This window comes from Oribacterium sp. WCC10 (assembly GCF_900113415.1).
Taxonomy (GTDB): Bacteria; Bacillota; Clostridia; order Lachnospirales; family Lachnospiraceae; genus Oribacterium.
In genome coordinates, this window is record NZ_FOPH01000013.1 from 94607 (window position 1) to 110590 (window position 15984).

Consider the following 15984-nt stretch of genomic DNA (forward strand, 5'->3'; position numbering starts at 1 on the left):
TCACACTCGCAGCTTGCGGAAGTTCAAACACCAAGGCGGTTGAGACTATCGAGCCAACCATCAAGAGTGCTCTCGAACAGCAGGCAAAGCAGTATGCAGAGCAGAGTATCTATACTCTTACAGAGGAAGATATTCAGAAGCAGATAGATTCTGCATACAAGACAAAGGATGCCATTACATTCAACGGTCTTACAAACTACAAAAATGATCTTGATCGTCTGGGTGCCTTTAAGAGTGTAGATAGCGCAGAAGCTTCAAAAACAGAAGACGGCTATCAGATCGTAATCAATTCCACATTTGAAAATAGAGAACTTAAGCTTACTCTCGGCATCAATGAGATGACCGGTGCAACAACTGAGATGACATTCGAGCCTCAGTACTCTATGAGCGAGCTCATGGGTGATGCAGCAGGAAACCTTGTTGTTGGTATGGGTACTGTATTTGCAGTTCTTATCTTCATTGCATGGATAATTTCACTTTTCAAGTTCATCGGTGTATTTGAGAAGAAGATGAAGGAGAGCAAGACTCAGAAGGCAGCTGCATCTGCAGCACCAAAGGCAGAGGCTCCTAAGGCTGCACCTGCTCCTGCAGTATCTGCTCCAACAGCTACAGATGATACAATACAGGCCGTTATTGCAGCAGCTATCGCTGCTTACGAGGCTGATACAGAGACAGCCGGAGCAGGAAACGGATTTGTACCGGGTCCTACACTCAATAACAATCTTCGTGTTCGCCCATTAAGAAGTCGCAGCTTTTCAGCAGCAGCTCCGGTAGAGGCAGCACCGGTTTCAGCTCCGGTAGTTACTTCAGTTGCTCCTGCAGCTGCTCCGGCACCTGCAGCTGCTCCAAAGGCAACAGGAACACAGGGCTCTGTCAAAGTAGATGCACCTATGCCCGGTAAGATTCTTGCTGTCAAGAAGAATGTCGGTGATGCCGTTAAGTCAGGCGAAGCCATCCTTGTTCTTGAGGCCATGAAGATGGAGAACGAGATCGTTGCTCCTCAGGATGGCACAGTAGCTTCTATCAACGTTTCTGTTGGTGATGCTGTAGAATCAGGTTCAACACTTGCAACTTTAAATTGATACGGGCGATTGCCCTTATGTAACTTGTATCAGGTTTCCTTTGAAGCCTGACATGTAGCGACGGCTCTTCGCAAGGCGAAATATCAATGGGCCGTTGTTCCCAACGTGAGAGGTATTAATATGAAGAAATATACTATTACAGTTAACGGCGTCGCTTATGACGTAACAGTAGAAGAGGGTGGCAGCGCTGTTTCTGCTCCTAAGGCAGCTGCACCTGCAGCAGCACCGGCTCCTGCAGCAGCTCCTGCACCTGCAGCATCAGGCGCTCAGGGTTCAGTAAAGGTTGAGGCTCCTATGCCTGGTAAGATCCTTGCTGTTAAGAAGAAGGTTGGCGAGGCTGTTAAGTCAGGTGAGGCCATCCTTGTACTCGAGGCTATGAAGATGGAGAACGAGATCGTTGCTCCTCAGGATGGCACAGTAGCTTCCATCAATGTTGCAGTTGGTGATGCAGTAGAGTCAGGTGCAACTCTTGCAACTCTTAACTGATCGATATATCGATAGTATAGATTGCATTAAGTTGATTTGATTTGCTGTACTGGAGGTTATTAAAATATGAACGCATTACAAACATTTTCAAACCTGCTCCAGCAGACAGCCTTCGTAAGCATGACATGGGGAAATATCCTGATGATTTTCGTCGCTTTTATTTTCCTGTATCTTGCTATCGCCAAGGGATTTGAGCCACTTCTTCTGGTTCCTATCGCTTTTGGTATGCTGCTTGTTAATATTTATCCGGACATCATGATGGCTCCGGAAAATTCAATTAACGGAACAGGCGGATTACTTTGGTACTTCTTCCATCTTGATGAGTGGGCTATTCTGCCATCACTTATCTTCATGGGTGTAGGTGCTCAGACTGATTTCTCACCGCTGATTGCAAACCCGATCACATTCCTGCTCGGAGCTGCAGCTCAGTTCGGTATTTATTCAGCTTACTTCATGGCCATCTTCATGGGATTCAATGGAGCTGCAGCGGCAGCCATCTCCATCATCGGTGGAGCTGACGGTCCTACATCCATTTTCCTTTGCAACAAGCTTGGTCAGACATCACTTTTAGGACCTATCGCAGTAGCAGCTTACTCCTACATGTCACTGGTTCCTATCATTCAGCCTCCTATCATGAAGGCTCTTACAACAGAAGAGGAGCGTAAGGTAAAGATGCCTACACTTCGTCCTGTATCAAAGCTTGAGAGAATTCTTTTCCCAATCGTTGTTACAGTAGTAGTATGTCTCCTTCTTCCTACAACAGCACCACTTGTTGGTATGCTTATGCTTGGAAATCTCTTCAAGGAGTGCGGTGTTGTTAAGCAGCTTACAGAGACAGCTTCAAATGCTATGATGTACATCGTAGTTATCATGCTCGGAACTTCTGTAGGTGGTGCAACATCAGCCGAGGCTTTCCTTAATGTTGATACCTTAAAGATCGTAGCTCTCGGTCTTATCGCTTTCGCATTCGGTACAGCTGCAGGTGTTATCATCGGAAAGCTCATGTATGTTCTTTCAGGCAAGAAGATCAATCCTCTGATCGGTTCTGCTGGTGTTTCTGCCGTTCCTATGGCTGCCAGAGTATCACAGAAGGTTGCTGCCGAGACTGACCCTACAAACTTCCTGCTCATGCAGGCTATGGGTCCTAACGTTGCCGGAGTTATCGGTACTGCCGTTGCAGCCGGTACATTTATGGCCGTTTACGGCGTTAAGTAAAAAGAGGAGATAAAATGGCTAAGGTTAAAATTACAGAAACAGTACTGCGCGATGCGCATCAGTCATTGATTGCAACTCGTATGCCGAGTTCAGTTATGGAGCCGATCCTTGATAAGATGGATCAGGTTGGATATAACGCAGTTGAGTGTTGGGGTGGAGCTACTTTTGATTCATGTCTCCGTTTCCTTAAGGAAGATCCTTGGGAGAGACTCAGAATGATCAAGCGCCACATGAAGAACACAAAGCTTCAGATGCTTTTCAGAGGTCAGAATATCCTCGGATACAACCACTATGCCGACGATGTTGTTGAGAACTTCGTTGAGAGATCAATTGCAAACGGTATCGATGTTATCCGTATCTTTGACTGTCTCAATGATATCCGTAACCTTGAGACAGCCGTAAAGGCAACCAAGAAGGAGGGCGGTCATGCTCAGATCGCACTTTGCTACACACTTGGTGATGCATACACACTTGATTACTGGGAGAAGCTTGCCAACGACGTTGAGAGTCTTGGTGCAGATTCACTTTGTATCAAGGATATGGCAGGTCTTCTTCTTCCACAGGCCGGCTATGATCTTGTTAAGGCACTTAAGAGAGGAACAAAGCTTCCTATCGAAATTCATACACACTACACATCAGGTATGGCTTCTATGACTTACCTCAAGTGTATCGAGGCAGGAGCTGATATCATCGATACAGCTTCAACACCTTTCGCACTTGGTACATCACAGCCTTCAACTGATGTTATGGTTAAGGCTCTTGAAGGAACAGAGTTTGATACAGGTCTTGATGTTAACAAGCTCATCGACGTATCCAACTACTTCGAGCCATACCGTGAGGAGTGCCTGAAGTCAGGTCTTCTTTCCACAAAGGTTCTTGGTGTTAACGTTAATACACTCAGATATCAGGTTCCGGGCGGAATGCTCAGTAACCTTATCTCTCAGCTTCATCAGGCCGGAAAGGACGACCAGCTTACAGAGGTTCTTGAGGAAGTTCCAAGAGTTCGTAAGGACTTCGGTGAGCCACCTCTCGTTACTCCTTCTTCACAGATCGTCGGAACACAGGCTGTTATGAATGTTCTTATGGGCGAGAGATACAAGATGGTTCCTAAGGAATCACGTAAGCTCGTTGCCGGCGAGTTCGGTAGAACTGTAAAGCCTATGGATCCTGAAGTAGTAGAGAAGATCCTTAAGGGCGAGGCTCAGATGACTGACCGTCCTGCAGATCACATTGCTCCTCAGATGGAGAAGTATACAGAGGAAACAAAGCAGTATGTAGAGAATCCTACAAAGGAAGATGTTCTTTCATATGCTCTTTTCCCTGCTGTAGCAAAGGATTTCTTCGAGTATCGTAATGCTCAGCAGACAGGTGTCGCTGCAACAGCAGCTGACAAGGCTAACAAAGCATATCCGGTTTAATAGACTGATTTATCCTTAATCAAAGGCGGTGTCGGAAACGGCACCGCCTTTGGTTTATAATTCCATGTATAATGTGCAACTGACAGAGTGTAATATCATGTCGGTTGCACATATTTTTTATCGCAACTCAGCAAAGTTTTTATTTCTGATACAGCCTCGTATATTACGATTCTTTGTCGGTTATCTGAATTAATTGAGTTATCCATTGACGGTTTACGGTGCTGATTTTATATTGTAAAAGTGGTAAAAGTATACCTTGATTTTGTTTATCGGTCATTTGATATACATACTTCATCAGTATGTACACAGATTCCTCCGATAAATCAGAATTGTCTATATTCAGTTAATGATAAAGCTCGAAGCTTTATGGATCCCATAGGGATTCCCAATCAGCCCTTCGCTATGCGAAATTTCAATGGGCCGATGTTCCCAACAAGGGGGAGATTTAATTATGAAAAAATCCGCAATGAAACGACAACTTTATAAGACAGGTGCATTACTTTCGGCCTTCAGTATTTTTATGTCATCACCGGCAGCGTCTTACTTCAATCAGACTGCCATAGTTTATGCCGATTCTGCTTCCGTTATACACGGAACCAATGTAAATGTACGATCATCTGCAGGTACAGACGGTTCTGTAGTTACGGCTCTTGGAAACAACACTGCTGTAACCGTATTGAATCAGACTACCGGGAGTGACGGAAAAACATGGTACTATATATCATTTTTCGGCGGAACAGGATATGTACGTTCAGACTTTGTATCAGCACAAGCCACATACTCAACAGATGCAAGTTTTGAAGCTTATCTTGCACAACAGGGCTTTCCTGAAAGCTACAAATCAGGCCTCAGACAGCTCCACGCGCAGTACCCAAACTGGGTATTCACTGCGGTAAACACCGGCCTTGACTGGTCCACTGTCATTCAGGCAGAGCTTCAGGGAACCAACAGCCTCATAGAGAAAAGCGTGAAATCATCCTGGAAATCAACCGATCCCGGCAAGTTTGACTGGACTACTTCATCATGGCCAGGATTTGACGGTGCCACATGGGTAGCTGCCTCAAAAGAGATTCTTGAATACTATATGGATCCGAGAAACTTCCTTGATGCAGACTATGTATTCCAGTTTACAGCTCATAAATATGACCCATCCAGGCAGACAATTGAAGGACTTAAGTCAATGATTAAAGGCACTTTCCTCGAAGGATCTGTTGCCATTGATTCATCAAGTCCTCTGTATCAGTCTGCACTCCAGTCTGCTTATGCCGGAATGACCACCGGTACATCTGCCGATACTTCCACAACTGTAGTGAATTCCATAGCAGATCTTGTAGGTTCAGGTATGAGTTCTGATGAAGTCGTTATCAACTATGACGCTCCTACAGTTTCTGATGCAGCAACTACTGATACTTCCACATCAGAATCTTCAACCGGTGTAATCGAAGTTACAGATGCTACAACCTCTGATACTTCAGTTTCTTCCAACAGTACCACAGGTCCTACAGTAGGTTCATACGTAAATGCAGGAGACGGCACCACAGCAGGTCCTACAGGAACTGCAAATACTTCAGTTTCAACGGATACTTCAACCGCTGCAAACAGCACCGCAGCTGTTTACGGTTCAACAGTGACTGTACCTTATGCCGATATCATCATGGAAGCTGCGCAGATCACTCAGGTCAATCCTTACGTTCTCGCATCCATGATCATTCAGGAACAGGGAACAAAGGGCACCAGTGGTTCTATTTCCGGTGCAAGCGGATACTATAACTTTTTCAACGTAGGGGCCTATGCAACAGGCGGCATGACAGCAGTAGAGCGTGGCATCTGGTATGCTTCACAGAACGGCAGCTACAACAGACCCTGGAACTCCCAAGAACGCGCAATCATAGGCGGAGCCATGTTCTACGCCGAGAATTATGTCAATGCCGGTCAGAACACCCTTTATCTTAAGAAGTTTAATGTTCAGGGTTCAAACATGTTCAAGCACCAGTATATGACAAACACACAGGGCGCAGCGGAAGAAGGCAAGAAATTGGGCAAGGCATACAATGCGACTATGCGAAATGATGCCATCGAATTCTTCATTCCTGTATATAACAACATGCCTGAGTCACCATGTGTGATGCCTACAAAGGACGGTAATCCAAACAACAAGCTTTCTTCACTCAGCCTTGACGGATTCACCATTACACCGGGGTTCAACATGGATACAGAATCATATACACTTATCGTTGATCCTTCTGTATCTTATGTTAATGTCTCTGCCACAGCCATCCACCAGAAGGCTACGGTAAACGGAACCGGTCAGATACCTCTTTATCAGGCATCAACAGTTATTCCGGTAACCGTAACAGCAGAAAACGGAGATCAGCGAACATATCAGATCACTGTAAACAAGGCTGCCGGCGGACAGCTAAACGCTTACCAGGCTCAGACAGCGACTCAGAATGTTTCATCTGATACCGTCATAACCGGTACACAGTCCATAGATTCACTGGGACAATCTGTTTCAGTGACCGTTCAGGCAGACGGAAACAACGGTACGGTTTCAGCAACTGATGCAGCTATCACATCTAATATGGTTGAAGTTGTAGCCGGTCCGTTGTAAAATAAATCGAATATTAATTAAAAAGAGGTTTTCATGAGACATTTTAAATATTATTTAGCCACAGCAGCCATTTCCTTAGTCATGTCATTACAGGCACTGGCTGCCACAGCTTCGATCTCATTTTCTGATCCAACTGTTACAGCCGGTTCAGATGTTAATGTTACGATGAAGATTTCCAGTCAGGACGGAACACTTTCCAGAGCTGATGTCACACTTGGATATGATTCAAACCTCCTTCAGTTTGTAAGCGGTACAGATGCTGAAGGCGGTGCCGGTACAGTCCGCGTCAAAGGTGCAACAAACGGTGCCGGTACAGGTACCCTTGAGTATAACCTTAAGTTCAAAACATTATCATCAGGTAATGCGGCTATAACATTATCAAACTATGAGGTTTATGACACCGATGAAGCCATAGCAGAGGTAACTCATCAGGGTTCATCCAATGTCACCGTAAGTTCAGCATCAACAGCCTCTAACAATGCCATACTTTCATCACTGGTAGTTTCTCCGGGTACACTTACTCCTGAGTTCTCAAGCAGTGTCACCGAGTATTCCGTTATCGTAGGTACTGATGTAAACACATTGGCTATCAATGCTGCAACAGCAGACAGCGGTGCATCAACTTCAGTCAGCGGCAATGATAATCTCAATATGGGTGAGAACAATGTCACAATCACTGTAACCGCTGCGGATGGAATGACCCAGGCTGCTTATAACATCAAGGTTACCAAGCAGGAAGGCGGCCCAAGTGCTGAAGATGCAGCTCAGGCAGCCGGCTCCACAGAGACTGTAAACGAGGGCGTTAAACTCAGTTCAAAGGAAAAGACCATAACCATCATGAATCCGGGTTCTGAAGTAGAGATTCCTTACGGATTTGCAGAGAGCACCATAGATATCGACGGTCATCAGGTTAAGGGATGGGTATGGAAGGAAGATACAGAGCATAAGTACTGCATAGTATATGGTATGAACGATGCAGGAGAACTCAACTTCTACAGATACGACCTTCAGGAAAAGACCATTCAGCGTTACTTCGAGGATCCTGTTGCAGCCGATATGAAGAAGGATGCAGAGAGTTATCCGGAAGTAGTTGAGAGATATGACAAGCTTGTAGGTCAGTACAACAGCATGTTTATCCTTGCATGTGTACTCGGCGGTATAGTTCTCATTCTCCTGATCTTTATCATCGTACTTATAACCAGAAAGAATCCGACTAAGTCTGATTTCATCCGCCGTTCTTCATCTTCAGATAGAAAGAAGGAAGAACTTCCGGAGCGATCATCTTCAGTACCTGATGAGACTATTGCAATTGATACATTCAAGAGATCCGCTGCCCCTGAAGAGGATATGACCAATTCCGACCTTGAGATGACAAGAGTTATCACAAAGAAGGAACAGTCTTCATACCAGAATAGCGTATCTCCTGAAGAGAAGCTTGCCGTAGATGCAGGTCTTGATTTTGAAGATCTTGATGCAGACGATGACACAGATTCTTCCGAGGAAGATCTCGGTGCCACAAAGGCATTTGACTTCCAGAAGGAATGGCAGTCATCAAGCCCTCTTACCAAGTATGCAAGCACCAACTCATCAGGCACAGCTACAGATTCAGACAGAAAAGAAGATGAATCCGTAAACAACGGGCTTGATATCGAAAACCTGTAATTCAGGTTCATAAGACTTATATATTTGCATTATTTATCCGTCAGTACTAATGAGAGATTGTAGTACCGGGTGATCAAATATGTGATTTAAATCATTTTATAAAAACAGCAGACGTCATTAAGACGCCTGCTGTTTTTATAAAAAAATTAGAGTGAGTGAATACAGTGAACATTGATTAAATCCTACAAATGTTCTAGAATATCCTGTATGAAAGGTGGTAAAGCATGAATCAATTTACTATTCAGGCTCAACGTTCTCTTCAGCTTGCCATAGAGTCAGCGGAGGAACTGGGGCATAATTACATAGGAACAGAACACATACTGCTGGGGCTTCGCAGAGAAGGAACAGCTGTGGCTGCCAAGGTTCTACAGTCAAACGGCATCGATGACGACCGCATCCGTGAGATGATTGCCAAGTTCATTTCACCGGATAACAGCATTGCCGTCACAGACCGTGCAGGCTATACACCTTCAGCCAAAAAAATCATGGAAAACTCTATGCAGGAGGCTATGCGTTCAGGATCAAGACTTGTTGGTACCGAACATATTCTGATCGCACTTCTCAAGGACACAAACTGTGTCGCTTCAAGGATCATTGCAACCCTCGGCGGCAATGCACAGCGTATTTATCAGCAGATCATGGCTGTCATAGGCGATGATGTCATAGTAGACGACCGTTCATCACGTCAGGCCCAGCCGGCAAGACAGTCAGACACCCCTACACTGGATCAGTATTCCAGAGATCTGACAGAGATGGCTGCCGATGGAAAGCTTGACCCTGTCATAGGCAGAGAATCCGAGATTATGCGTGTGATCCAGATTCTTTCGAGACGTACCAAAAACAACCCTTGTCTCATCGGTGAGCCGGGTGTCGGCAAAACTGCTGTTGTAGAAGGTCTTGCAGAAAGAATCTACTCAGGTGATGTACCTGAGACTATTCAGAACAAACGTCTTGTAACTCTCGACATCTCCGGTATGGTAGCCGGATCCAAATATCGTGGAGAGTTTGAAGAGCGTATAAAGCGGGTTATTGCCGAAGCAAGAAATGATGGTAATATTCTTCTTTTTATCGACGAGATACATACCATCATCGGTGCAGGCGGAGCAGAGGGAGCCTTGGATGCTGCCAATATACTTAAACCGGCACTCGCACGTGGAGAACTTCAGATCATCGGTGCCACAACACTTGATGAATACAGAAAGCACATAGAGAAGGATGCCGCCCTCGAGCGTCGTTTCCAGCCGGTCACTGTAGATGAACCGACCGAAGCGGAAACCTATGACATACTTAAGGGTATCTCTTCAAAATACGAAGAGCATCATCATGTTATCATCGACGATGAAGCATTGAAGGCTGCTGTAGCATTATCGGTACGATATATCAACGACAGATATCTTCCGGACAAGGCCATAGATCTTATAGATGAAGCAGCATCCAAGCTTCGTATATCGGCTTCAGGAGAACCTCAGTCCATAAAGAAGCTTAGAAGCCAGATAGAAGATCTGGAGAGTGATAAGGAGCAGTGCATCCGTAAGGAAGATTTTGAGGGAGCTTCAGAGATAAAGAAGAAGCAGGAGCAGAAAAAGCAGAAGCTCGATAAGGAGCTTGAAAAGTGGCAGCGTGACAAGGAAGAAAACAAGCTTCATGTCACCGAAACCGATATCGCCAATGTTGTCTCCGAATGGACAAAGATTCCTGTTCAGAAGCTCACAGAGGGCGAGACTGAAAAGCTCATGAGACTCGAGGATACTCTTCACGAGAGAGTTGTCGGACAGACTGAAGCTGTTTCTGCTGTTTCAAAAGCCATCAAGAGAGGAAGAGTCGGACTCAAGGATCCTAAGCGTCCTATCGGTTCCTTCATGTTCCTGGGACCTACAGGTGTTGGTAAGACAGAACTTTCAAAGGCATTGGCAGAAGCGATGTTCGGTTCCGAGAATAACCTCATAAGAGTCGATATGTCCGAGTACATGGAGAAATACAGTGTCTCCAAGATGATAGGTTCGCCGCCAGGATATGTGGGCTACGATGAAGGCGGTCAGTTAAGTGAGAAGGTCAGAAGAAATCCATATTCTGTCATCCTCTTCGATGAGATCGAGAAGGCTCATCCTGACGTACTCAATATTCTCCTGCAGGTTCTCGATGACGGTCACATCACAGATGCTCAGGGCCGTAAGGTTTCTTTCAAGAACACCATCATTATCATGACTTCAAATGCCGGTGCAGAGCAGATCGTAAGTCCTAAGCGTCTCGGATTTGATACCGGAGACGGTTCTCAGGAAAAGGACTATCAGTTCATGAGAAGCAGAGTCATGGATGAAGTCAACCGTATATTCAAGCCTGAGTTCCTGAACCGTATTGATGAGATCATCGTATTCCATCAGATCACACGAGAGAACATGAAGGATATACTTGATATCATGATGAAGGATGTAGTTCGCCGTGCTTCCTCACAGATGAATATCCATCTCAGTCTTGATGCAAAGGCAAAGGAATGGATCATTGACAAGGGCTTCAACCCTAAGTTTGGCGCAAGACCTCTTCGTCGTACCATTCAGACAGAGGTTGAGGACAAGCTGGCCGAAGAGATTCTCAGCGGAACAGTTCCGGAAAGCTCAAATGTCAGAATATCAGTAGACAAGGAAGGCAAGGAGCTTAAGTTCTCGGGACGCAAAAAGCCTGAGAAGAACGAGGGCGGATCCTCAGATAAGAAACCTTCTTCGGGAAGAAAAACCTCTTCCATAAAAAAGACTTCAGAAGATAAGGTTACGGAAAAGACTGAAAACTGACATCCTAAGATATATCCAGGAAAGAACCGGCACATAGAATACTAAGTATCCAACACATAATGTGCTGCTTTATCACAAAAAGCTTAGTCAGCATAACAGATATGATGTAACAGATACTTATTCATTCTGTCCTGGTTATATATGAGACAATTTCACTTCGGGTCGGCACCTGCCGGCCCGATTTTTCAAATCATGATATCCTTGTGTTATAAAAGTCGAAAGCAGCAGTGATTCTGATATGGTTTTACACACAGCGGATATCAATAGAAGTAAGGAAATTTTATGGCAAAAGCTACATCAAAGTTTTTTTGTAAAGAATGCGGTTACGAATCCGCAAAATGGCTTGGGCAGTGCCCGGGTTGCCATGCCTGGAATACATTTATCGAAGAACCTGTGGCTCCATCCGGGTTTTCAAAGGCTACGGGAAAATCATCCGGAGGTATAAGACCAGCCAGACAAAAACCGGTCCGTATAGACGAAATATCTCTTCAGAAGGAAGACAGACTTCCAACAGGTTTTCGTGAACTTGACAGAGTTCTGGGAGGAGGGATAGTTGTAGGCTCTCTGGTTCTCTTAGGAGGAGATCCGGGAATCGGAAAGTCAACATTACTGCTTGAAGTTTCAAGAAACCTGTCAGCGGACGCAAACAAAAAGGTACTCTACATTTCCGGTGAGGAAAGCCTCAAGCAGATAAAGATGAGAGCTGAGAGAATCGTAGACATTAGCGGTGATCTCAAATTCATGACGGAAACCAACATTGAAAACATCGTCGCAACCGTTCAGGAGGAGCAGCCTGACTTCGTGGTCATCGATTCAATCCAGACCATGTACACGGAAACCGTCACTGCAGCTCCCGGATCAGTAAGTCAGGTTCGCGAATCATCGGCCCAGCTTCTCAGACTGGCCAAGGAAAACGGCATCGCCATCTTTATCGTCGGTCATGTCACAAAGGATGGTAATGTTGCCGGTCCGAAAATCCTTGAACACATGGTGGATGTAGTTCTCTACTTTGAGGGTGAAAGCAGCGGAAGTCTTCGTATCATGCACGGACAGAAAAACAGATTCGGTTCCACTAATGAGATCGCTGTGTTTGAGATGGAGGGCACCGGACTTCATGAGGTCCTTAACCCTTCAGAACTGCTTCTTTCAGGCCGTCCCATCGGAGCATCAGGATCTGTGGTTTCATGTGGCATGGAAGGCACCAGACCTCTTCTTATAGAGATTCAGGGGCTTGTCGTTCAGAGTGCCTTTAATCTGCCAAGGAGAACCACAAACGGTTTCGATTACAACCGTCTCAACATGCTCATCGCCATCATTGAGAGACGTTTGAATCTTGAGATTGGTAAGTATGACGCATATCTCAACATCACCGGAGGACTTCATATCGCAGAACCTTCCATGGATCTCGCCATCATCATGTCTCTGATTTCATCGTACATGAATATCGAGATAAACGATGATATCATGATCTTCGGTGAGGTTGGTCTCTCAGGAGAAGTACGTGCAGTTTCCAATGCTGAACAACGAGTGGAGGAAGCAGTAAGACTCGGTTTCAACAAGGTTGTTCTTCCGGCATATCATGCGAAAAAGCTGAATGACCGAAACTTAAAGGATGTGCAGCTGATTCCCGTCAGAAACATTCGCGAAGCACTGCAGATAATGAAAAAATCATAAAAATATATAACCCAACCATAGCTCTTTGCATCGCTATCTGTAAGGCTTTGAACAGGACATTGGATGACTTGTTTTGGGAATAAGTGTATAGTGCTGTGGAATTTACATTTACACTTCACGACTATTTGGAGAAATAAAAAATTTTAAAATAACGCTTGACGTAGAAGAAAATAATCGGTATATTATACGAGTCGCTTGAAGAGAGCGACGCACAGGGGTTTCATCCAATGGTAAGATATCGGTCTCCAAAACCGCTCATGGGGGTTCGAATCCCTCAACCCCTGCTCTATAAAAGGGCAGTAAATCAAGGATTTCCGAGTAATCGGGAATCCTTTTTTGTTGTATATTGACATGGATTTTTATCAAAAAAGGTCACCGATTTGGTCTCCAATTTGGTCTCCAATTTGGTCTCCAAAAAAGTCTAAGAAAGCCTTATCATGACTGACTTAGTGCTTTTGATTGAATGATTTTTTAATCTTTCAAAGGAGCAAAAATGGGAAAAATCTATAAAGAAGAGAGTACCGGAAAGTATGTCTATAAAACGGCAGAAGAATATAAAGGAATAAAATGCACCTGTAAAGGCAGCTCTCGAACCTGTAAGTCAGAAGCCAAAGAGAACTGGAAAAAGAATCTCGAAGCCAGAAAAAAGAAGATTGATAATGTTGATTCCAGCTGTGACTTGTCTGTCCCTCTTAAGAAAGCTTTGCCTGCGTGGTATGAACTTTATCACGAACACTCATGGAGAACCGAACGAACAAAGCATACTGACCACGATACTATAAGTCAAATCTGCAAAAGCATATTAGGAGAGTTTCCGGTTAATGCCATTACTTCTGATCATATCCAGAAATATCTTATCAGTGAAACATCAACGCTTTCTAAGAGTTCTCTTAAGAAACGCCGCAACATGCTCAATATGTTTTTCTCACAATACCGACTTAACGACAATCCTGTAAAAAGAACAGAATTACCTACCTCGATAATATCTAAGGAAACCATTGATGCCTACAACGACGAAGAAATAGCCAGACTTACAGAAGTTCTCTCAGCTGTGTATAACCCTGCCATCCATGCAAACTCAGAACACTCTTTAAGAGGTTTTATATACGGTAATGCACTGATTGTATGCCTTTTTCAGTATCTCCGTTACTCAGAACTAACTGAGCTTAGGGTAAAGGATATTAATTTCGATGAAGGTCTGATTTACGTTTCCAGACAATATGATGAATACACCGGGGAAATAAAGCTACCTAAGTACAATATGAGGATCGTAAATGGTGATAGATAAAAATTGAGCAATATCAGTGTATTTGTTGACTGAAAAATTGATAAAAATTTCGTGAAAAATTCAGTGATGTTTTCATTTGTATTTGTCGACATAGAAGTTGTTGGTAAATAGGTGTAGCATGTGTACTATGGTTAAATGTTAGAAATAGTAGTTGAGAACCATTAAATCAAATATTGAGTGAGGGAAAAAAGATATGGCAATGATTGTGTGTCCTGGTTGTGGAGAACAAATTTCTGATAAGGCAAAAAAATGTATTCATTGTGGATATATCTTAAAAGAAGATTCTCCAAAGTTATGCCCTGAATGTGGCGCTGAATTAGAAGATGGTGCGTCGATATGCTCTAAATGTGGCTGTCCAATAGAAGAAGCTAAACCAGAAGCTAAAGATCAAATACCACAACAAGTAGAAGTTACAAAGGTTAATATTGCGTCCCCCATAAATAAGAAATCAATAATTATGGCTATGGTCGCTCTGGTTGTTGTTGTCGGTATTATTTTTGGCGTAAAGAAAGTGCAAGAAGACAAAGCTGTTCAAGAAGCGGCTAAATTAAGTGCTGATTACGGGGAAAACCTAAAAAACATATCGTATTTAATGCTATCAGGTGCTTCTGATGCAGAGGAATGTGGTAATCTAATTAAGAGTGTATGGAGTAACGCAATATATGAAAAGCGTGATGCTACTACAGATAAGTACACTAGACCAAAAGGCTATTTTCCGGATGATTTTAATGTTGCTTTAGGAAATTTGTTTGGTGATAGTAGTTTTCAAAGCAAGATTGACAACATCGAAAGTAACCAGAAATCTGTTACATCTGCTATGAAAGACATGAAAAATCCTCCTGAAGAATGGGAAGATGCTTACGATGATCTTCAAACATTCTATGATTCTTACTTAGATTTAACAAATCAAGTAATAAATCCAACAGGTAGCCTTCAAACATTTGCTGACAACTTTAATACAGCGGATACAGCTGTCGCAAATGCTTATAGCCGAATGAAGTTGCATTTTAATTAAATTACGGAGCGAGAGATGGCATTAGTTACTTGTCCGGAATGTGGTAATAAAGTCAGCGACAAAGCTACTGTTTGTTTAAAATGTGGCTATCCTATAGAAGATATTCTAGCTGCAAAAGAAATCGAGGAAAAAGAGAAGGTTGAAAAAGAAAAACAATTAAAGCATCAGCTTTTTGCAAAGAGAATAAAAGTCACATTCACTATTGTGATAATTTGCTTGATGCTAGCTATAGCATTTGTTATTGCTCATCAACCAGATAGGAGCGGGTTATTTGATGGGATAAAATGGCGTTCTCAACTATCAGAGATTGAATTAAAGTACCCAGATGGATGGATGGTGAATGAAAAAGATGGCAAAACTTCTTATTACATACGAATTGAACAATACGAATCCATTGATGGAGTTTCGGCATTAGTATCATTACAATTTGATGATAACGACTTATTATATAAGGTTTTTATTGTTGTTATGGTTGACGAAGATATTTTGCCATACTATAAAGCCGCTCAACAACTTAAACATAGATTTGAAAATTTGTATGGAGAATCTTCTAGAATAGATAATACAGAATATTGGAATACTTCTGAAAGCAAGATTGAGCTATGGCATTTAAACGCAATGATTACAGTTATATATTATGATGTAAACCATCTTGAATAGATAAGAGAAACAGAGACTGTAATTTATTCTGTGTAAACCTAAAGAAGGATATAATCCTCTTGGATTGATGTTAGAATTAATATTAAT

The 15984-nt window shown here is 43.4% G+C and carries 11 protein-coding genes, 1 tRNA gene and 1 pseudogene; all 13 read left to right on the forward strand.

What is annotated here, in order from left to right; translation table 11 throughout:
* Positions 1–395: 395 nt before the first annotated feature.
* Positions 396–653: pseudogene (locus BM294_RS16690) on the forward strand (OadG family protein); the annotation flags it as partial.
* Entirely contained in the window at positions 633–1082 is a 450-nt protein-coding gene (locus BM294_RS16695) for an acyl-CoA carboxylase biotin carboxyl carrier protein subunit (RefSeq protein ID WP_442950780.1), read from the forward strand. The pseudogene BM294_RS16690 and the gene BM294_RS16695, both read left to right, overlap by 21 nt.
* 120 nt (positions 1083–1202) lie before the next feature.
* A complete protein-coding gene (locus BM294_RS10445; RefSeq protein WP_091207907.1) occupies positions 1203–1568 on the forward strand; it encodes a biotin/lipoyl-containing protein in 366 nt (121 codons plus the stop codon).
* 66 nt (positions 1569–1634) lie between these two features.
* Complete coding sequence (locus BM294_RS10450) at positions 1635–2783, forward strand: sodium ion-translocating decarboxylase subunit beta (protein ID WP_091207910.1); 1149 nt, start codon at positions 1635–1637, stop codon at positions 2781–2783.
* Between the two features lie 14 nt (positions 2784–2797).
* Positions 2798–4201 (forward strand): oxaloacetate decarboxylase subunit alpha, encoded by a 1404-nt coding sequence (locus tag BM294_RS10455; protein ID WP_091207913.1) that lies wholly within the window; start codon positions 2798–2800, stop codon positions 4199–4201.
* Between the two features lie 451 nt (positions 4202–4652).
* Positions 4653–6812, forward strand: a complete 2160-nt coding sequence (locus BM294_RS10460) for an SH3 domain-containing protein (protein WP_175494635.1) — start codon at positions 4653–4655, stop codon at positions 6810–6812.
* Between the two features lie 33 nt (positions 6813–6845).
* Complete coding sequence (locus BM294_RS10465) at positions 6846–8474, forward strand: cadherin-like beta sandwich domain-containing protein (protein ID WP_091207918.1); 1629 nt, start codon at positions 6846–6848, stop codon at positions 8472–8474.
* 224 nt (positions 8475–8698) lie between these two features.
* Complete coding sequence (locus tag BM294_RS10470; protein WP_091207921.1) at positions 8699–11260, forward strand: ATP-dependent Clp protease ATP-binding subunit; 2562 nt, start codon at positions 8699–8701, stop codon at positions 11258–11260.
* 282 nt (positions 11261–11542) lie between these two features.
* The gene (gene radA, locus BM294_RS10475) at positions 11543–12934 is read left to right on the forward strand and encodes a DNA repair protein RadA (protein WP_091207924.1); all 1392 of its coding nucleotides are present in this window, start codon (positions 11543–11545) and stop codon (positions 12932–12934) included.
* 213 nt (positions 12935–13147) lie between these two features.
* A tRNA-Trp gene (locus BM294_RS10485) sits at positions 13148–13218 on the forward strand.
* A gap of 209 nt (positions 13219–13427) precedes the next feature.
* On the forward strand, positions 13428–14222 hold the full coding sequence (locus BM294_RS10490; protein WP_091207927.1) for a site-specific integrase: 795 nt from the start codon (positions 13428–13430) through the stop codon (positions 14220–14222).
* Positions 14223–14415: 193 nt separating this feature from the next.
* Complete coding sequence (locus BM294_RS10495) at positions 14416–15237, forward strand: zinc ribbon domain-containing protein (protein WP_091207930.1); 822 nt, start codon at positions 14416–14418, stop codon at positions 15235–15237.
* 15 nt (positions 15238–15252) lie between these two features.
* Positions 15253–15897, forward strand: coding sequence for a zinc ribbon domain-containing protein (locus BM294_RS10500; RefSeq protein ID WP_091207933.1), 645 nt, complete (start codon positions 15253–15255; stop codon positions 15895–15897).
* Positions 15898–15984 lie beyond the last annotated feature (87 nt).

Coding starts and splice junctions, on each gene's coding strand:
- BM294_RS10445 (WP_091207907.1), top strand. CDS start 1,203: ATGAAGAAATATACTATTACAGTTAACGGCGTCGCTTATGACGTAACA.
- BM294_RS10450 (WP_091207910.1), top strand. CDS start 1,635: ATGAACGCATTACAAACATTTTCAAACCTGCTCCAGCAGACAGCCTTC.
- BM294_RS10455 (WP_091207913.1), top strand. CDS start 2,798: ATGGCTAAGGTTAAAATTACAGAAACAGTACTGCGCGATGCGCATCAG.
- BM294_RS10460 (WP_175494635.1), top strand. CDS start 4,653: ATGAAAAAATCCGCAATGAAACGACAACTTTATAAGACAGGTGCATTA.
- BM294_RS10465 (WP_091207918.1), top strand. CDS start 6,846: ATGAGACATTTTAAATATTATTTAGCCACAGCAGCCATTTCCTTAGTC.
- BM294_RS10470 (WP_091207921.1), top strand. CDS start 8,699: ATGAATCAATTTACTATTCAGGCTCAACGTTCTCTTCAGCTTGCCATA.
- radA (WP_091207924.1), top strand. CDS start 11,543: ATGGCAAAAGCTACATCAAAGTTTTTTTGTAAAGAATGCGGTTACGAA.
- BM294_RS10490 (WP_091207927.1), top strand. CDS start 13,428: ATGGGAAAAATCTATAAAGAAGAGAGTACCGGAAAGTATGTCTATAAA.
- BM294_RS10495 (WP_091207930.1), top strand. CDS start 14,416: ATGGCAATGATTGTGTGTCCTGGTTGTGGAGAACAAATTTCTGATAAG.
- BM294_RS10500 (WP_091207933.1), top strand. CDS start 15,253: ATGGCATTAGTTACTTGTCCGGAATGTGGTAATAAAGTCAGCGACAAA.